Source organism: Paenibacillus sp. FSL H7-0940 (assembly GCF_037979415.1).
Taxonomy (GTDB): domain Bacteria; phylum Bacillota; class Bacilli; order Paenibacillales; family Paenibacillaceae; genus Paenibacillus; species Paenibacillus amylolyticus.
Map to the genome: position 1 here is coordinate 252686 of NZ_CP150280.1, position 20272 is coordinate 272957.

The following is a 20272-nucleotide window of genomic DNA, read 5'->3' on the forward strand; positions in this document are numbered from 1 at the left end:
AAGACAGGAATATGGAGGTTGAAAGCAGTTCATTTCACCTTTAGATTTTGTGGGGGAAATTGGCTAAAGCCTTGCTACATAAGGGAAAACAAAAGGCTAAAACGAGACGATAGCCAGTCATTCGTTTATCCTCCACAATGAAGACATGAATTCAGGAAGTGATATTTTGTAATCGTTTCCAATGTGGGGAGGAAGACAATATGAAAGCCGAAACGGCGGCTCGAACACGGCCCGCTACCCGCAGTGACAAAAACCTGCTGTGGAGGGACATTATCAAAAACCGGTGGCTGTATATCATGTTAATACCGGGTGTGCTTTACTTTGTTATTTTCAAATACATACCCATGTATGGCATCACGATGGCTTTTCAGGATTACACGCCTTACAAGGGCATCTTGGGAAGTGACTGGGTAGGGTTCAAACATTTCCAGCGTTTCTTCGGAGAACCGCAGTTCTGGACATTATTTCGAAATACGTTTTTACTTGCCATTTATAACATCGTGTTCTTTTTCCCACTGCCGATTGTACTGGCACTCATGATGAATGAAGTTCGCCGTGAACGGTTCAAACGATTTGTACAAACACTTGTTTATGTTCCACACTTTGTTTCCTGGGTTGTTGTTGTCGGTGTGTTCTACATGCTGTTCACAACTGAGGGTGGTGCGATTAATGAATTGCTCTATAACCTGACTGGACAAAAAGTGGCGTTCCTGCTTGAACCCGGTTGGTTCCGAACGATGATTGTTGGACAATCCATCTGGAAAGAAGTTGGTTGGGGCACAATTATCTTCCTGGCGGCGCTTTCCGGTGTTGATACACAGCTCTATGAAGCTGCACGGATTGATGGTGCCAATCGGTGGCGCCAAACCTGGCACATTACGTTGCCGGCCATTCGCAGTACCATCGTCATTTTGCTCATTCTGCGTCTGGGAAATTTCCTGGATACAGGCTTTGAACAGATCTTCCTGATGCTAACTCCGACAAACCGGGATGTGGGCGAGGTATTTGATACCTACGTGTACACGAAGGGTCTTACCCAGGCACAGTACAGTTACAGCGCTGCTGTCGGGTTGTTCAAATCGGTTGTCGGGCTGGCGCTTGTTCTTGGTGCCAATACGCTGGCCAAAAAATTCGGGGAGGAAGGCGTCTACTAACCCTCGGGAGTAGACGTTCTTCACCAGACAGGAGTGAACATTAAAATGCAACAGGATAAAACGTGGGGCAACCGGATCTTTGATTTTCTCAATCACGGCTTGCTGCTGTTGATTGGAATTGTGACGGTCATCCCGTTCATTTATATTTTGGCCGTCTCGTTTACCAGTCCGCATGAAGTGGCTAAGGGAGGATTCATTCTTTTTCCAAAAGAGTTCTCTCTGGCCGCGTACCGTTACATTTTCTCTACAGATACTTTGATTCGCAGTCTGGGTGTATCGGTCTATATTACCGTGATCGGTACCTTCATTAACCTGCTGTTTACATCACTTATGGCGTATCCGCTCTCCAGAAGATATTTGCGTGGACGCCAACCCATATTGCTCGGTGTATTGTTCACGATGCTCTTCAGTGGCGGGATGATTCCAACATACTTTGTCGTGAAATCCTTGCACCTGACGGATACGTTATGGTCACTGATGCTGCCAACCGCTATTAGTGCATTTAACTTGATCGTACTGAAAAACTTCTTCCAGGCCATTCCCGACGAGCTGGAGGATGCAGCCAAAATTGATGGATGTAACGATGTCAGCGTATTGTTCCGGATTGTACTGCCGTTGTCCATGCCAGCCATGGCGACATTTTCACTCTTTTACGCGGTGGCCCACTGGAACAGTTTCTTCAGCGCTGTTATCTATATCAACGATAGTGAGAAGTGGCCTGTCCAAGTCTGGCTACGTGAGATTGTCATTCTGGCACAGAGCCGAATCGGAGACACGAGTATCGAAGAGACAGAAATCCAGCCGCTTACCATTCGCATGGCCGTTATCGTGTTCTCCACGATCCCGATTATGCTGGTATACCCATTCCTGCAAAAGCACTTTGCAAAAGGAGTGATGCTGGGTTCGGTGAAAGGTTGAATCGGCACATGGTTCGAAGTCAGTTCAGTATGACTGCATAAAAAAAGGGAGGTTTTCATGTTATGAAAGCAACAAAAAAGAAAGCCGTAGCTGTCTTGAGCACACTGGCACTGGTGACAGGTTTGCTGGCAGGATGCGGATCAGACGAGGGTCAGGCTGCCGAGGGCGGCGTACAAAATGTGTCCATAGCCATTGCACAGGTGGGTGATGTGCCAAGCAAAGGTAATGAAGTTCAGCAAAAGATTGAAGCGTATACCAATACCAAACTGGATATCCAGTGGATTCCGGCTTCAGCCTATAATGACAAAATTAACGTAATGATCGCTTCAAGCGATATGCCAAAAATTGTGAAAGTACAATATAACCCAACGGTGACCAGCGCGATGCGTAATGACGTGTTCTGGGAAGTGGGGCCTTTGCTGAAAGACTACAAAAATCTGTCGGCACAGAACGAGCGTTTTTTTGACAACATCAAGGTAGAGGGCAAAATCTACGGGGTTCCTGTATTCTCTGATATTGCGCGGGCTACGGTAATCTATCGCAAGGATTGGTTCGAGAAGCTGAATCTCAAGGTGCCAGCCACACCGGATGAATGGTATGAAACGATCAAGACACTGGCAACCTCCGATCCGGATGGAGATGGTCAGGATAATACGTTTGGACTGATGCTTTTCAAAAAATATAATGAGGATCAATATTCCTTCACGACGCGCCTTGGTGTAAGTTTTGGTGCACCTAACAAGTGGAAAGTCGAGGATGATGGCAGCTTCACGCCGGAATTCATGACACCGGAGTATATGCAGGTGCTGGATCTGCTGAAACGTTTGTACGATGAGAAACTGCTAAATCAAGATTTTGCCGTATTCGACTCTACGGAAGCGGAGAAAAAATATGATTCCGGTGTTGTCGGTATCCGTGTTGGTGTTGCTCAGAACGGAAAAAGTCAGCAAGAGCGTCTGTCCAAAAACAATCCGGATGGTGTAGTCGACATCGCTGGGTTGCTTGGCGCGAACGGAGATCGTGTTGCAGGACAGACGGGTAACTCCGGGATTCTGGCATTCCCTAAATCAACGGTGAAATCGGAAGAAGAACTCAAGAACCTGCTCTCCTTCCTGGATAAACTGATGGACCCTGAGATGGCGACCCTGTTGATGCGTGGTATGGAAGACAAACATTACACCAAAGTGGGCGAAGATCAGGTGGAGATGAGTGACTTCGATGCATTCCAGCGTGAAGTGAAACCTTACCGTGACAACCTTCCTTATGTGGAAGGATATAACGTACCGAAATTGAAGGATACCGAACTGGGTGAAAAAGGTACGGCACTTGCCAAGGAACTTGCGGAGCACGCTGTGCCAAACCCTGCGCTGACGTTATATTCTCCAACGTATGGTGACCGTGGGGCAGACCTGGATCAGGTGATTGCCGATGCGCAGACCAAATACATTATGGGCAAGATCGATCAAAGTGGCTGGGAAAAGGAAATCGAGAATTGGGGCAATGCTGGTGGAAATAAGATTCGTGAGGAATATGCCGAAGATTACAAAAAACAGGCTCAATAAAGAGCCGGAAGCGGAGGCTTGATCATGAAGGAAACACTGCAACTCACATCGGTGCGCATGGCACAGCAGTTCATGGAAAGTTATCGCAACCATGAGCTGTACGCCACTTGGCATTATGAGAACGGCTGCTTACTGAAAGCGCTGGAGGAGCTGTATACGTACACGGGGGAGCAAAAGTATTTTGACTATATCCGTGAGCTGATGGATCATTTTGTTCAGGAAGATGGCTCTATTCGCTCCTATACGATCGAGGAATATAACCTGGATCAGATCAATCAGGGAAAATCACTGTTCCTGCTGCATGAGAAAACGGGAGAAGAGAAGTATCGCAAAGCTGCGGAGTTGCTTATGACTCAGCTTAAGGGACAGCCACATACGAGTGAAGGGGGATTCTGGCATAAAAAGATTTACCCTTTCCAGATGTGGCTGGATGGATTGTATATGGCTACTCCGTATCTGACCCAGTATGGGGCAGTGACGGGGGAAGAGAAGTGGTTTGACAAGGCGGCTCTGCAGCTCTTGCTGGTGGAGCAACGTACACGTGATCCGCGTAGTGGTCTCTTGTACCATGCCTGGGACGAGAGCAAAGAGCAACGCTGGAGTTCGGGTGAGACGGGATGTTCACCACATGTCTGGAGTCGGGCGATGGGCTGGTATGTGATGGCGGTTGTGGATACCTTGGATTATCTGCCGGTAGATCATCCGCAACGCGGGCAGATTGTGGGTATCTTCGAACGGGTAGCAAACGCACTAGTGCATGTGCAGGATCAGCAGACCGGACTATGGCCACATTTGTTGGATCAACCGGGACGTGAGCGGAACTATCTGGAGGCTTCCGGGACCTCGATGTTTGTCTATGCATTGGCCAAAGGTGTGCGTAAAGGATATCTGAGTGGCAAGTTCAAAGCGGTTGCGGAAAAAGGGTATCAGGGTCTGCTACAGCATCTGCTGCAAACGGACCGTGAAGGCGTACTGTCCTTGACGCAGTGTAACGGCGGAGCCGGTCTTGGAGGAAGCCCGTATCGTGACGGTTCCTATGAGTATTATGTGACCGAGTCCATTCGGATCAATGATCCGAAGTCGGTCGCTCCGTTCATTTTGGCGGGAGTGGAGATTGAACTTTACAAGTCCAACTAACATGTACATGAGAACGGAGAGGGCAGAAATAATCTGAGGAAGCTAAGCGTTCGCCTAAAAGCTTTCTGAAAGAAAGCTACATCGGAAGCATAGGCTATCCCCGGATTTTCCCCTTTTTAAAAGGGAATCAAAAAATCTGGGGATAACAGCGATCTGAAGGTTGTTCTGTCATCGGAGTGGTCTGTGTACATAACCTTATCAAAAAGGAGAGATGGTTCATGAGTCCAAAAGGTCCAATGTCCCGTTTAGGCGGAATCGTTGTAATTGGTGCAATGTCCGCTGGATTGCTTGCAGGTTGCGGGGGAGAAAAAGCACCTGCTGCAGGGGAAGGTAAACTTCCCATTTCCATCTCTTTAATGCAGGTAGGAGATATACCGGCCAAGGAGAACGGGATTGAAAAGAAGATTGAGGAATATACAAATACGGATGTTAATGTACAGTGGATTCCGCAGTCTGCTTTTGATGATAAGGTGAATGTTATGGTTGCTTCAGGCGAGATGCCGACCATTATGCGTGTGAATTATGTACCGACCACATTTAATGCCGCCAAAACGGGACTGTTCTGGGAACTGGGGCCTTACTTGAAAGATTATAAGAACCTGTCTGCCCAATCCGAAGCTTATTTTAACAATATCAAAATTGAAGGCAAGGTCTACGGTATTCCGAACTTCCGGGATATTGGCCGGACTGCGATCGTATATCGCAAGGACTGGTTCGATACGTTGAAGCTGGATATACCAAAAACGCTGGATGACTGGTATGAAGTGATGCGCTCTATTCGTAAGGATGACCCTGACGGAAATGGTAAGGAAGATACGTATGGTGCATTGCTCTTCAAAAAGTATAATGAGGGTGTCTCTTCCCCACTGACGCGGATTGCTGTAAGTATTGGCGGTGTTAACAAATGGGGAGTGGATGATGCTGGGGAACTGACCCCGGAGTTCTTGACTACCGAATATGTGAATACAATGAAACTCTTCAAGCGACTGTTCAGCGAGGGACTGATTAATAGTGACTTTCCTGCTCTGGACCCTTCTGATGCGGACAAAAAAATGGATTCAGGCCTAGTTGGCATGAAGCTTAACGGTGTGGCCCAGAACGGAAAGTCCTCTCAGCAGCGGCTTACACCTAACGCTCCGGATGGAGAAATTGATGTGGCTCCGTTCCAGGGAACCGATGGTATTCGCATCGCCGGAGAACCAGGGAACTACGGAATGCTGGTCATCCCGAAGGCATCCGTTACGGATGAGGAGCAATTGAAGCAGGTTCTCACGTTCCTGGATCAGTTGATGGATGAGGAATTAAGTGCGTTGCAGCTCCGTGGATTGCTCGATGTGCACTACACCAAGACTGCGGATGGGAAAACCGAACTCAAAGATTTTGACGCTTATCAGCGTGAAGTGAAGCCATACCGGGATAATCTGTTAAGTATTGAAGGTTATAATGTACCTGAACTGGTCGATGTTCCGATTGGTATGAAAGGTACAAAGATGGCGCGTGAGAATGAGCAGTATGCCATTGCCAATCCGGCACTCACCTTGTCTTCGGCGATCTATACCGAGCGTGGTCAGGAGCTGGATCAGATGATCTGGGATGCGCAGACCAAGTACATTATGGGTAAAATCGATGATGCAGGTTGGGAGCAGGAAATCGCAAGCTGGAGAAAAGCTGGTGGTGATCAATTGATCACGGAATTGGAAGCATCCTACAAGGAATTGAACGGGAAATAAAGCTGTCTGAAATAAAAAAAAGGTTGATCAAATGGAATGATATGGTTTATTCTATGAGTGAGTTCATTTTTCAATATCATAAGAAAGACCACACCCTTAAAGCATAAGGCTATGAATCTGCGGATTCATGGCCTTTTTTTGTGTTTTAAGCGAATGAAGTGGGTCTATGGAAGGAGGGGCGCACGCCTTGAAGTGATGGGGATGGACGAAAAATAATACCAATAGCCTAGTACAACATGGTAGAATATTGATTATTATGGCAAATTTAGGTTTTGTTTATGAAGAGAAGTGACTAGGTTGACTAAGTAAAGCATCCCCATACTAAGGTACATAGGAGCGTGAGTAGATTGAAGAAGCAGATTGAAGGACACGAGAAGAAGAAAAAACGGCATGTTTGGATCGTCGGGTTGTTAACGACAGCTGTATTGGCAGGAACACTATTGCCCGTTGGCCCCGCACATTTGACGTCAACAGCGAATGCTGAATCGGGAACAAGTGACACTGCCCTTAGCAAGTTCAAGGATATCAAGGGCCACTGGGCTCAAGCAACGATTGCCAAAGCGTATGAAAAAAACCTGATCTCTGGTTACCAGGATGGAACGTTTCGTCCTAATGGCAAAATCACGCGTGGGGAATATGCGACCATACTTGCCCGTGCGACTGGACTGGAGAAGGCAGAGGGACAGAATCCCTTTGCTGATCTCAAGGGCCATTGGTCTGAAGCCGCGGTTAGCCAACTTGTCGGACAAGGATTCATTAACGCTGGCGATTATGCCAAAGGGTTCAATCCAAATGCGGAGCTAACACGTTACGAGATGATGAAATGGATTGCCAATGGACTGATCAAGTCCGGAGCCAGCTTCCAGGATGCTTTTAACGATACAAAAAATACGCTGCTTCCCACACCGGAAGTGAACCGTGGCACCATTCGTGCCGAACAGATTCCGTATCTTGCCCTTGTTCGTGGGACAGGCATTGTCGGTGGATTCCAGGATGGCACATTAAAACCCGCGGATTCCACCACTCGTGCAGAAGTATCGGCCATTTTACTGCGTTATATGGATGTGGAGGGCACGGATGCCGGGAAGTACAGTGACCTGAATGAGATGAGAGAGGTCGGTACGACGGGGACGAATTTAACGACAATTAGTAATTATTTTTATACTAAGAATTCTGTAAAAGTAAGTGATATATCAAAAGGAGATATAAAACTTTCTAACAAATCAGGAGTGCTTACACTTCATAGGTTTATTGTGGTGAAGGTTCAGAATGGAAAACCTCAAGGAGTATATAGTAAACTTTTTGTAGAACCCAATATTTCGAGTGGCGATTATTATCTAACATTTGCTGATTTATCTTTTATATCAAATACAGATAAGTCAGATTTGATTACCTACAGTGGTGGTTTAAATAACGGATTACTAAATTTTAGACGTCTAGATTTAGAATTTGCTGATAAGAACGGATTCAAAACTATTCCTAATAGCCCAAAAGAACTCATCATAAAAGGGAAAAAGGTTAGATTTTGGACAAGGTCAACTTTAGATTACAAAAATGGATCGTATCATGTTAAAGCTGAAAATGTAGGAGAAATGAAAATACAAAATATGTATTATTAGTGAGGTGATATTGTATATATGAGGAATGGAATGCGGTTGCCCGTATTCAAATGCTCAAAGTTACTATTTATATTATTCGCTTTATGTTCCGGTCTCGCGGGGATAGTAAGTGATCATTTGGTTTATGCTGCAGTTGATCAATACGGTCCAAAGTCTATGAAAAGCCCTGTTCTAAAAAGTATTCCAGCTGACAAGACAACTGCTACTCCTGGAGTTTATTGGTACCAGCTTGATGATGGGAGATTTAGAGCAGATCATAGTGGTGGACCCACTTATTCAAATAATGCAGGGAGTTGTACGACCCCGTATCCTGCTTTAAAAGAGGTGCCGGATAGCATTGATTTTTCCCGATGGCCTGCGGTTTCTTGGCCTCAATATAACGGAAATACGCTAACATCCTCTAGTTTTAAGGAAGTAAACATCAAAAGTGTGGAATATAAAACTCAATTTGAACAGGCAACATATACAGGTGTGGGAAGGACAGTGATCACACCTCCAAGTACAGTTGTTGCTATTAAGACCTTAACTGGTGGAAATCACGAATGGACTCAGAATGATCCATTTGAAAATGGGGGAAGAACAACGGCAGGATGTCCTAAGCATAATGTTTCTTATTTTACGCCCATGGACATCATTTGGGAAGGTGATTTGGAGGAAGAAAAAGAAATCGATGTAACACCAGATTCGGTTTTGACTATTGGACAAACAAAGCAGATGAAAGCCGAAGTTAGCACAAGACATTATGGTGAAACAGATTTTAATGAGGGCATCGATGTATCCCGCAGGGAAACGGAGATCAAATGGTTTTCTTCTGACGAGACGATTGCGAGTATAGAGTTGAAAACAGGGATGTTAACGGCCGAAAGTCCGGGCACGGTCACTGTGCGTGCAATCTGGAACAATGGTACATACCTTATCTCGGATACAGCCACCATAACCGTTACGTCTGAGCCAGGACTCGTGGTGAATTTGCCGAATGCTTGTAAAGCCAATACAACACCACTACAGGCGGAAGCAGTTCTAACCAAACCGGATCGCTCTGTTCATAAACTGACAGCTCATCCTAAATTGACGTGGCAGAGCTCGAATCCGGCTGTGGCAACGATCGGTGCTGATGGCAAAATCACGACAAAAGGGATCGTGGGTAGCACTACCATCAAAGCTCATTTTCTTGATTCTGCTCAGCAACTGGATGAACAAGGGACTCAGGTGCTTGAGGTGAAGGACTGCACGAATAATGGAGGAGGTGGTAATGATGGCGATCCGGGGGGTGACCCTGCGAACACTTGCCCCGTGACCATCAGCCCACCGAGTAGAGGCACGGTTATTGAAGCATCGGTTATAGACCCATCTGTTCGAGGTGTGTTGAAGGCGGATGATCGGGGATCTGAGAAGTTCGATGTTACCCGTGGTATCCCTACTTCGGAAGATCTCTATGCCAATGTCTTGGCCAAGGAATATCTGTTTCAGCACCGTTGGGTTAACATGACCGGAACGGTGACTTACACGGTTCCTGTGAAAAGGGTTTATCATAAAACTTGGACGATTCCGGGAAGAGCGTCTAGTGGTGAGGGGGATCCAGGAACACCTCCTGAGCCCAGAGAACTTGACGTCCCTGGGGATAAAACGATGCAAGTAACAAGGACATATAGCTATTGGCACATCGATAATCTGGAGGTATACAAGTTAAATGAGGCAAAGGTATCTAACTATGCGCTAGGTGGTTATGGTGACACCGTGACCCTGACGCCCAATGCATATACTCCACCGACTTTGCAATCGGCTATGGATACTGCGGTTAACACTCATGTGAAACCTGCGCCATGTCAAGAAATTGATCTTGGCATCCAAGGGGTTCCAGGTGGTTCCGATGAACCGCCTACGCCAGATGAAACGTCATTGTTTCAATCTGAAGCTGAAGCGAAGGTTAGAGAGAACACTGTAAATAACGATAAGGTAACCTTTAATGGGGCGACGATTATGGACCCCGCTCCAGTAGCAAAATCAGCTCCGCAACCGGGAACTATCCCCCAGCCTGGCATGATTGGAGATGATGTTCTGTACCAGAACCGTCTGACGATCAAAAACACATTGATGAACAAAGCTAACCAGCCCACCACAGGTGAGATTACGTATGGACTGCTCCCTGGCAATGTTAACGGTGGGCAGGATCAGAAGTTTCCCATTCTGGGCATCAACTCGGTGACAGTACATACTCCAGTTGTGAACTATGCCTGGGTATCCGATGATCAGCCGCATAACCAGAAGACTACGCCTGATCCGACCAGAGCTGCACTTATTCTAGAGCGTCCATTTGTTGTACGAATCCCAACTTCAGGTCAACATTTGGATATAGGGAGTTACCCTGGTTATGGAAATCGGGATTATGCGAAATATTTCCGGATCAAACAGGTTCGTTTCCCATTCGATGTTTATAGTGCAGCCAGAAGCCAGTTCATCCCGGCCATGACTTGGGTGGATATTCCTGTAAATCAGTTGGACACCCCTTTTTATCTTCCTGTATGGGTAGATGAAGGGAACTATCAGATAGAGTTTCGTAATATTGCCGAAAATGCACCTGCAAACTTTACAGAACAACAGGATGCGAACACGAATCTGACCCATCATGTCGCAGCAGATACCGTTGCTGTAGAGGTTATCGGACGATTATATGATTTTCACATCACTGATATTTCAGACTATAACTGGGAGAACGTGTTCCGTAAGCGGATGGGCAGCCCCGAATCAACGGGTGTGAGTTACTGGACCGGAGGAAACAGTATCGACGGAGATCCCCGAGGTAATTTGGCTCCCTATGTCCTGCCAATTCGTCCCGGCAGTCATCCGGTACAGGGGTTCCGAAATGCTGCAGTGAAGACGGGTTACCATTTCAAGTTTGATCTGAAAACCAAGGGTAATATGTTTGGCAAACAGGATGGTATCCGAATCACGCCGACGTTCTCTTTTGTGAGTAAAGATGGCACCACCAGGCAAGAAGTGGATTTATACTACCATCGAGGACAGGAACGACTCATTCGTATTGGATCGGCACAAGATTTAGAAAAACGTTTTGTTGTCCTGAACTCACGATTGCGGAATGTTCCCGGTACGGAGTTAGGTGATACAGCGCGCTACCAGTATACTTATGAACTGTCGGAGGAGGAACGCAATCAGAGTACAATGACCGAACATATGGTTCGATTTGTGGATCAGACCTCTCATCATAAAACGTGGGTAGGTCGTTATGACTGGATGATTCTTCCTTCACAGATCCGTACACTCATTGGCCCAAAAGCAGATATTCCCTCCAGTGTTAATGTGGATCGGGCGAATGCAGCGATTCAGCGCTGGTATGGGGAATATAGCTTGCCAGCAGATGTATATGCTGTACCCAAAGGAACCGATCTCGAGTCGCTTTCCAGACAAAACCAGTTGGATGAGAAGGCAATGGTATTTCTGAGGGACGGTTACATTGTGGTTAACTTCAATATCGAAACATTGCGCAGTGGCAATACGAGTGCACCGCATCTGCAATATATTCATGCACCGTTGATGAATCAATGGCAGATGGAAGGTTTTGATAACAGCCCGGTAGATGGTCAGGGAAAAAGCTGGCCGATGCAAGATGGGGACGTGGTTGTGTACCACGCCGATCAGTCCAGCCGGAATGATTTCCAATCCCAGGTACCGCATTAGGGAGATATCGTTTTACCCATAAAGAAGGCAGGCGTCATGTGAATCTACATGAAGTTTGTCTTCTTTTGTGTAATTCGGATTATGGTTGGGCAGCAGAACGGGTATAAAGGGTAAGGAGCACTCGTACCATCAATTCATTAATTTTTTCAACGAGAGGGGAACAACACATATGATTGAAGAGGATAAGCAGGAACTATTGATTTCAGAAGATACATACAAAGGAAGAGATTTAGGTGTCACATTAGAAGCACAAACCTGTCACTTCAAAGTCTGGTCACCGTTAGCTGTTCAGATGGAACTACTTCTGTACCCACCTTTGACAGGGGGGAGCCCGGAGGAAGAGCCCAATCAACGGAAGCAGCAGGCGTTACCTATGCAAAAGAAAGAACAAGGCATCTGGGTTATGGAACTGGAAGGTAATTTAAGTGGCTACCGTTACATGTACAAGCCTACTTTCGAAGATGGACATTCAACTACTGCTGTAGATCCCTACGCCCGAGCAGTGACCATGAATGGAGAAATGGGTGTAATTGTGAGACTGGAGCAGACACATCCGAATGGATGGAGTGAGGATATTCGCCCGGAGTCGACCAGCCCTGTAGATGCAGTCCTGTACGAACTGCATGTACGTGATTTTTCCATTCACCCATCATCTGGTATTACGAATAAAGGCAAATACATGGCTTTTACCGAGACGGGTCTGCGTGATTCGGAGGGCAACACACTGGGGATCGATCATTTGGTTGAACTCGGGATTACCCATGTGCATCTTCTCCCAGTATTTGATTTTGCGACGGTGGATGAATCCAGGGTGAATGGTGATACGTCTGATGCCTCCAACTATAACTGGGGATATGATCCGCTCCATTACAATGTCCCGGAAGGTTCTTATGCATCACTTGCAGATGATCCGGAGACACGAATTCATGAGTTCAAATCAATGGTGCTTGCCCTTCATAACAAGGGAATAGGTGTCATTATGGATGTGGTATATAATCATACCTTTAATACAGCAGGCAGCTCTTTTGAAAAACTTGTACCAGGGTACTACTATCGTCAAAACGCCGATGGAACCTATAGCAATGGCTCAGGTACGGGCAATGAGGTAGCTACTGAACGCACCATGGTTCGTAAGTTTATCATCGACTCGGTCCGTTACTGGGCAGAGGAGTACCATGTGGATGGTTTTCGATTTGACCTGATGGGTCTGATCGACACAACTACGATGAAACAGCTTGCAGCGGAGCTGCACACCGAAGTGTCACCATCCATATTGTTATATGGTGAACCATGGGGCGCACTGGATTCGCCGCTTGGAGATGATATGACCCTAAAAGGAACGCAGCGCGGAGCTGGTTTTGCTGTGTTTAACGATAATTTCCGCGGAGTAATCAAGGGAGACAGCGATGGCATGGGTACGGGATTTGCGACGGGCGCGGACGGGAAAGAAGACGAATTGTGGACTGGCGTCCGGGGAGCCATTCAGGATTTTACGGATGGTCCATCCGAGACGATTAACTATGTAACCGTGCATGATAATCTCAACCTGTGGGACAAAGTCGCACGTACACAAGGACTTCACGATACCTTGAATTTCCTCACCTATGACGAGGATGGAAGTATTCGTGGATGCCAGAGTGTGGAAGAGGCAGTAGAGAAGGCTAAGCCGTACCTGCAGATCCATCCGGAACACATTCTGGAGAATGAGACCGTTAGGCGTTGTCTGCTTGCCAATGGTATCGTTCTAACCTCCCAGGGTATTCCCCTGATCGCGGCTGGAGATGAGCTGCTTCGCAGCAAATATGGGGACGCCAACAGCCACCAGAGTGGAGACGTGGTCAATGCCATCCATTGGGAGCAGAAGAAGCTGTTCAAGGCGGTATTTGATTATTATCGTGGGCTGATCCGTCTTCGGAGAGAACATCCAGCCTTTCGGCTTCGTACACGGGAAGAGATCGAGAAACATATTCGTCTAATAGAAAAAGGCAATGGGCTGTTAGCCTATGAACTGAACGGTACAGCAGCTAGCGATTCATGGGAACGTATTGTTGTCATCTATAATGCTGCAAAAGAAAACCGTGACATCTCTGTCCCCACAGGGACATGGAATGTGATTGTAGAAAAAGGACAGGCAGGCATTGATACGATACGTACCATACAAGACGGACAGGTACATGTGAATGCGATATCCCTAACGGTGATGTATTCCAATTCCTGATGGACGCAAAGCTTGCCAAGAATTGAAGGCTGCCAACAGACCATTAGTAAAATCGTTAACAAGGACACGTTCAAGATATCCAATCAATCAAATTTAATCAAATAAATTGAGGTAAAACAAATCCCCCTTTCCCGTAAGAAAGGGGGATTTGTTGATGCGTCAGAAACCACTGCCTTGGTCGCAGGGCTATACATTGTCATGTCTGGAACTTTTTTATGCTATGCACCTGTTGGTGCATTTTAATCTCAACCCAATGACACCCTGCAATTTATTCTTGTATATTCCAAACTTTTTTTGTCAGGACAGGTACAAATGCTGTCAATCTATGGCGCTTGTTTTCATATCCTATATTTTGAAAGCGATTGCTAATTGAATACGCAAATTGGACCGATATGATGAGTACAGACAACCCCGGGTTGACAAAACACGTCCCGCTCCGTAACATCGGGACAACACGAAATCAATGGATATAAAGGCGGTGGGAACGATGCCGGAATGGACTTCTTTTTGTTACGAAGGCAACGATCTTGGCTTAACATATACTCGTGCAGCAAGTACTTTTAAATTGTGGGCACCTACGGCACAGCAGGTTTATATATTGATTTTTGACGATGAAGGGCATTACAACGATAGTGGTAAAGTACAAGATCATGAAAATGGGCAGGAACATACTCTGACGCGCGATGCGGACGGAATATGGAGTCTGAAGCTCAGCGGCGATTGGGCAGGACATTATTATATGTACCGAATTATCCATGATAATCAGCGGGTTGAAGTGGTTGTTGATCCTTACGCCAGAGCGGTAACGGCTAATGGGCAACGAACGGCTATTATAGACCCGGAGACCACGAATCCAGTCGATTGGGACCTGGATGTCAAACCTGCTTTTCTACGTCCTGTCGATGCCGTGTTATATGAGTTGCATGTCCGTGATTTCTCCTCAGACCCACATGCAGACATTCCGTATAAGGGAAAATATCTGGCATTCACGGCATCCGGTCTGACGGATAGAGCAGGCAATAGTATTGGCGTAGACCATCTTGCCGAACTGGGAGTTACTCATGTACATCTTCTGCCTGTGGCGGATTATCAGACGGTGAATGAACTTGCTACGGCAGATGTGGGTTCAAATGTCAGAGCACCATACAACTGGGGGTATGATCCCCAGCATTATAACGTTCCCGAAGGTTCGTATGCGACAGATCCTCGTGATCCTGCAGTTCGAATTCGGGAGCTCAAATCACTCGTTCAATCGCTGCACAGACAAGGCATTCGCGTTGTACTTGATGTTGTCTATAATCACACGTATAGCGTGGAAGAGGGACCTTTTGAACGGATTGTACCAGGCTATTATTACCGTTATCGGGAGGATGGCACCCTCAGTAATGGTTCTGGTGTAGGCAATGAATTGGCGACAGAACGTCCAATGGTGCGAAAATATATTTTGGATTCTCTCCGATATTGGGCAGAAGAATATCATGTGGACGGATTTCGATTTGACCTCATGGCCCTGATTGATACGGAAACGATGAATGAATTGACACGTGAATTGAAGGAACAGATCGATCCGGCGTTTCTGATCTATGGGGAACCCTGGATGGGTGGAGATTCACCTTTGGACCGTAAAACATTAAAAGGAACCCAGCGAGGTCAGGGGTTTGCAGTATTTAATGATCATTTTCGCAGTGCAATCAAGGGCGATAGTGATGGCAGTGGCAGAGGGTTTGTTACGGGTGCCGGAGGGCAGGAATATGAGCTTATTAGGGGATTAGCAGGAGCATTGGATGATTTCACATCTTCACCTGTGGAGGTTGTCAATTATGTAACTGCCCATGACAATCTCAATCTGTGGGATAAAATTGCGACAACGATGAACCTTAGACAGGAATTAGGATTTCCCGTATGGAAGGACGGACAGCCCGTGGGTGGAGGGAGTGCTGAGTCCGCGGTAAAAGCAGCAGATCCTTATCGGTATGTGGATGCAGATGATGTTTTGAATCATGAGATGGTTCGTCGCTCTTTACTGTCTTCCGGTATTCTGCTTACATCTCAGGGAATTCCGTTTCTGCATTCAGGGGATGAGATGCTCAGATCCAAAGCCGGTGATCATAACAGTTATCGGAGCGGGGATGCGGTGAACGCCATCACATGGGCCAACAAATCACGGTTTAGACCAGTGTTCGACTACTATCGTGGTCTTATTCATTTGCGGCGAACACATCCCGCTTTTCGTATGGTTGATGCTGAACAGGTACGAAATCACCTACGTGTGATTCGTGCGGATGGCAATGTAGTTGCCTTTATACTTCAGAATGGTGCGAATCAGGACACCTGGAATCAGATTATGGTCATCTATAACGGAACAGAACATGAGCAGCATGTTGACCTGGGGGAAGGGGACTGGCATGTTGTAGTCAATGATCATCAGGCAGGCACAGACGTGATCAAGACTGTTTGTGGTACTGTTCAGGTAGAACGATGGTCCTTAATGGTACTGTATGACACAGAGCATGCTGGAGGCGCTGAACCATCAACAGTGGAGATTAGTTTTCCTCGCCACGTATATAGTCCGAAGGAGACTACTCAACTGCGAGCGATCGTACGGGACAGTATTGGCAATGTGGTGGAAAAAGCGCCAGTTACCTGGACTTCTTCTGATCCGGATATTATTCAGATCCAGCCTGATGGAACAATCCATGCACTGGAACGAGGAGAAGCTTCGATTACAGTGCACTGTGGGGACATAACGGCAAGTTGTATGTTACAAGTGGATTATCGTCATGCTGAACGAATTGAAATTGTGGGTGAACCTGTCATGTACATGACTCGAATCAGTCGCTTCCGTGCCTTGGTTCTGGATCAATTTGGTCAGCCGCTTCAGGATTCGAATATACGCTGGAGCTCTTCTCATCCAGAACTTGCAGCGGTGAGTGCAGCAGGGATCGTACGTGCGATGACACCTGGATTAACCCATATTATTGCTGAGGCTGGAGGAATCCGGGCAACGCTTGGCGTAACGATTCATAAACAGATTTCGCGAACCGTCACGCTTCGATACGAACGGGAAGACCAGCATTATGAAGGTTGGGATGTCTGGGTATGGGGCACAGGTATGGAGGACGGAGCAGTACGGCTGGAACAAGTCGGTAATGCCGCCGAAGCCCGCTTCCGCGTTGCTCCGGGTCTGCATCACCTGGGATTGATCATTCGATTGAACGAATGGGAAGCTAAAGATACGTGCGGAGACCGTTACGTGGACATTGTACCTGAAGACGGGGATGTACACATTATTGTCCGTAGCGGATCAGACGAGATGCAGATCATTCGTGAAAGCGAAAAAACAGAGGATCGTAATAGCGCATAGTTTCTTTTTTATAACTTTGAATGTAGTTCGTCAAAACCTTGTTAAATCAGCAGTTGGAAGAGATTCCGACTGCTTTTTTGCTCTGATTAGAAACCACTTAACTCGCCAAAAAATAATTAATTGTCCTGTTTCGTGTTTGAGATCCTCTATCATTGGGGTAAATATAGATATGGCCCACGATTCGGCCAAAGGAAAAAAGACCATCATGGTCTATGAGATAAGCCTCAGTGCTTTCCAACAAATATAATGTAGTGATCCCTTGAAGGAGGATGTTCAATCATGAAATCCAACGGAAAAATGGCTCAACTTACAGCAACGCCAAGAACGGAAAAGAAAGGTGCAGCACTGCGCCTGTTAAGACAAGGCGGACGAGTTCCCGCAGTCGTTTACGGCCCGGGACTTGAAGGTGCTTCAATACATGTAGATGAAAAAGAAATGCTGAAAGTGGCACGCACAGGCCGCTCCGAAATGTTCAACCTGAATGTGGAGGGCGGTAAAACGCTTCCGGTGCTGATCAAGGATCAGCAAGAGCGTAACGGACGTTTGCTGCACGTAGACTTTTTGCAAATTTCCAAGAACAAGCCGATCAGCGTAAGTGTATCGATCGACTTCCAAGGTACAGCGGCCGGCTCGAAAGCTGGCGGTGTATTCCAGACACAGGAGACACAGCTGGAAGTAGAAGGATTGCCTGCGGATCTGCCAACGTCCATTGAAGTGGATGTGAGCGGATTGGACATTGGTGATCGTTTGACTGCTGCGGATATCAAACTCGATAAAGGTTTGACACTCGTAACATCACCTGAATCCATCATTGCGTCCGTCATGCCGCCACAAGCCGCTGAGGAAGAGCCAACAGCATCTGCTGAGGAAGCTGAACCGGCAACTGAAGAAAAAGCTACAGAAGAATAAACCAAGCTACGGGATCTTGCCAGATCTCATGCTTAACCAGAGCCCAGTCCTAGTGACTGGGCTTTTTTTGCTGAGCAAGAGAGTTCAATAGGCGCATCGTTCGCATGAAAAATGAGAATGTACTACAATACATGTTAAAGGTAAGAAAGTAGGTTTAATTCAATGTTTGATCCAACGGTGTATGACAATCTGAAAGTCGGGTTTGAGAATTATCTCTATGATATGGATAACCTGGACGAACGTATTCAGATTACGGGGCGTAAAGATCGGCTGGAGATGGCAGTGATGTCCAGAGAGTTCACATTACAATTTTGTCTCAGGGATCGCCCGGAAGTAACAGGCGAGGTTGTGTTAAGTAGTTCCCTAAATGAGCTCGCAGCGGAGATCCTGGAGACGCCTGGCGCTCATCCAGGTTGTCGTTTGGAAATCCGGTTTGGCATGGTTATGAAAGAGCCTGAGAGTCAGTGCCCAGCCATTCGTTCAATATTACAGGAGAGCTGGCCTGAGCAGAGGATATGCCAGACTATCCAGTATATCTTTGATGAACAGCCAATCATTTATAACGTCATGGCTCACGTTTGTTTTGACCGCAGTGTGAATGAAGACCAGATGGGGGACATTGCTGAACTCTGTGAGCATATGGCAAATGTGATGAATCAATTATTACAGTTGAATAATTAGTATTTCCAAGAAAAGCCTTGTCTCTTTGTGGAGATCAGGGCTTTTTTGTATTATTTTTAGAAAATTGTATAGGCTTTCAGGCTTAGGTTTAAGGTCTTTTAGGTTAATGTTTTACGCAAGCGAGTAAGAGAATGTATATTAAAAGGGGGTAAGAGTGCAATTGGACTATACAAAAATGGTGAAATTGCGAAAATAATATTGGGACTAAAGATTTAGTTCTGTACTAAAGGAACTAGTTTTCCTTGCCGATAAAATATCGAAGGGGAGAAACTACATGACAGAGAAATTAATTCGTCTGCTGCGTATACTTCAGGCTATACAAGCAAATCCTGGAATTTCGGCCAAGGAATTGGCGCTGAAATGCGGTACGACTGTACGCACGATTTATCGTGATCTCCGGATTTTGGATAGGGTCGCCCCGATTATGAATGAAGGATACGGCAAAGGTTACCGATTTATTGGTGAGTTTGCGATGTATCCATTAGATTTTACTGAACAGGAAGCAATGGTTTTCTCCTTGCTCCCGTCCGTAGTTGATACCTCCAAGTTACCTGCTGAGTTTGATTCAGCGTTTGACAAGGTTATGTCGGCTCATACCAAATTAAAATCAAGAAACAGTGACATTGTAGAGAATATTGCGGGAATTATTCGGATGGGCACGCCAGCTTATCGTGAGGAAGGAAAAGACCCTAATTTGCTGATTCCCATCATCGAAGCTATTCTAAGCCAGCAAACCATTCGTACTCAATATCATACGCTGACAAGAAATGAGATCACAGTCCGGGATATCGATCCCTATTATCTCATTCCACGTGATCAACGTTTTTATTTGATTGGATACTGCCATTTGCTGCAAAAAGTTCGATTGTTTCGGATCAGCCGTTTTTTGGATGTGACACGAACAAATGCCGGTTTCGACAAGGGTGATTTCAACATAACGCAGTACATGAAAAACACATGGTCTATTGACCGTGGCGACGAAAATATCCATTTCAAGGTAAGATTCTCTGAGAAAGTGGCCCCCTACATAAAAGAAGAAGAAATGTTTGTTCGCCCGCGAATGACGAATATGTCGGATGGGGGATTGTTATTTGAAGTGACACTGAATAGCAGCAGAGAATTTTTGAAATGGTTGTATCAATTTGGGCCCGAGGCAGAGGTACTTGAACCTCGTGAGTTTCGTAGAGAGATACGCAGGCAACTTGTCGAGTGGTTGGAACATTATGAAACCGATGTATCATTGTAAAAATTTTAATCATGGAGAAATACAGGAAAAGGAGCAGG

Annotated in this window: 12 protein-coding genes; all 12 read left to right on the plus strand. The window is 46.2% G+C overall.

Annotation, left to right across the window (positions count from 1 at the left end; all coding sequences use genetic code 11):
• Nucleotides 1–200 precede the first annotated feature (200 nt).
• Entirely contained in the window at nucleotides 201–1154 is a 954-nt protein-coding gene (locus MHB71_RS01155) for a sugar ABC transporter permease (RefSeq protein ID WP_017686861.1), read from the plus strand.
• A gap of 45 nt (nucleotides 1155–1199) precedes the next feature.
• Nucleotides 1200–2072: a carbohydrate ABC transporter permease gene (locus MHB71_RS01160; protein ID WP_036617041.1), complete on the plus strand. Its 873-nt coding sequence runs from the start codon at nucleotides 1200–1202 to the stop codon at nucleotides 2070–2072.
• A gap of 62 nt (nucleotides 2073–2134) precedes the next feature.
• Entirely contained in the window at nucleotides 2135–3634 is a 1500-nt protein-coding gene (locus MHB71_RS01165; protein WP_036674498.1) for an extracellular solute-binding protein, read from the plus strand.
• Between the two features lie 24 nt (nucleotides 3635–3658).
• Complete coding sequence (locus MHB71_RS01170) at nucleotides 3659–4771, plus strand: glycoside hydrolase family 88 protein (RefSeq protein WP_340028577.1); 1113 nt, start codon at nucleotides 3659–3661, stop codon at nucleotides 4769–4771.
• Between the two features lie 218 nt (nucleotides 4772–4989).
• Entirely contained in the window at nucleotides 4990–6501 is a 1512-nt protein-coding gene (locus tag MHB71_RS01175; protein ID WP_340028578.1) for an extracellular solute-binding protein, read from the plus strand.
• A gap of 347 nt (nucleotides 6502–6848) precedes the next feature.
• On the plus strand, nucleotides 6849–8120 hold the full coding sequence (locus MHB71_RS01180; RefSeq protein WP_340028579.1) for an S-layer homology domain-containing protein: 1272 nt from the start codon (nucleotides 6849–6851) through the stop codon (nucleotides 8118–8120).
• A 429-nt stretch (nucleotides 8121–8549) separates the two neighbouring features.
• Nucleotides 8550–11816, plus strand: a complete 3267-nt coding sequence (locus MHB71_RS01185; protein ID WP_340028580.1) for a DUF5704 domain-containing protein — start codon at nucleotides 8550–8552, stop codon at nucleotides 11814–11816.
• A 169-nt stretch (nucleotides 11817–11985) separates the two neighbouring features.
• Nucleotides 11986–14034 (plus strand): type I pullulanase, encoded by a 2049-nt coding sequence (gene pulA / locus MHB71_RS01190; RefSeq protein ID WP_340028581.1) that lies wholly within the window; start codon nucleotides 11986–11988, stop codon nucleotides 14032–14034.
• A gap of 487 nt (nucleotides 14035–14521) precedes the next feature.
• Nucleotides 14522–17398: a type I pullulanase gene (gene pulA, locus MHB71_RS01195; RefSeq protein WP_340028582.1), complete on the plus strand. Its 2877-nt coding sequence runs from the start codon at nucleotides 14522–14524 to the stop codon at nucleotides 17396–17398.
• Between the two features lie 279 nt (nucleotides 17399–17677).
• Nucleotides 17678–18307: a 50S ribosomal protein L25 gene (locus MHB71_RS01200; protein WP_036617054.1), complete on the plus strand. Its 630-nt coding sequence runs from the start codon at nucleotides 17678–17680 to the stop codon at nucleotides 18305–18307.
• Between the two features lie 162 nt (nucleotides 18308–18469).
• Nucleotides 18470–18988, plus strand: coding sequence for a hypothetical protein (locus tag MHB71_RS01205; RefSeq protein ID WP_340028583.1), 519 nt, complete (start codon nucleotides 18470–18472; stop codon nucleotides 18986–18988).
• A gap of 274 nt (nucleotides 18989–19262) precedes the next feature.
• Entirely contained in the window at nucleotides 19263–20234 is a 972-nt protein-coding gene (locus MHB71_RS01210; RefSeq protein ID WP_036617058.1) for a transcriptional regulator, read from the plus strand.
• The last annotated feature ends 38 nt before the right edge of the window (nucleotides 20235–20272 follow it).

Bases quoted from the DNA above. Each gene is read 5' to 3' on its own strand.
- MHB71_RS01205 (WP_340028583.1), top strand. From the start codon at position 18,470: ATGTTTGATCCAACGGTGTATGACAATCTGAAAGTCGGGTTTGAGAAT.
- pulA (WP_340028581.1), top strand. From the start codon at position 11,986: ATGATTGAAGAGGATAAGCAGGAACTATTGATTTCAGAAGATACATAC.
- MHB71_RS01200 (WP_036617054.1), top strand. From the start codon at position 17,678: ATGAAATCCAACGGAAAAATGGCTCAACTTACAGCAACGCCAAGAACG.
- MHB71_RS01175 (WP_340028578.1), top strand. From the start codon at position 4,990: ATGAGTCCAAAAGGTCCAATGTCCCGTTTAGGCGGAATCGTTGTAATT.
- MHB71_RS01165 (WP_036674498.1), top strand. From the start codon at position 2,135: ATGAAAGCAACAAAAAAGAAAGCCGTAGCTGTCTTGAGCACACTGGCA.
- pulA (WP_340028582.1), top strand. From the start codon at position 14,522: ATGCCGGAATGGACTTCTTTTTGTTACGAAGGCAACGATCTTGGCTTA.
- MHB71_RS01170 (WP_340028577.1), top strand. From the start codon at position 3,659: ATGAAGGAAACACTGCAACTCACATCGGTGCGCATGGCACAGCAGTTC.
- MHB71_RS01160 (WP_036617041.1), top strand. From the start codon at position 1,200: ATGCAACAGGATAAAACGTGGGGCAACCGGATCTTTGATTTTCTCAAT.
- MHB71_RS01210 (WP_036617058.1), top strand. From the start codon at position 19,263: ATGACAGAGAAATTAATTCGTCTGCTGCGTATACTTCAGGCTATACAA.
- MHB71_RS01155 (WP_017686861.1), top strand. From the start codon at position 201: ATGAAAGCCGAAACGGCGGCTCGAACACGGCCCGCTACCCGCAGTGAC.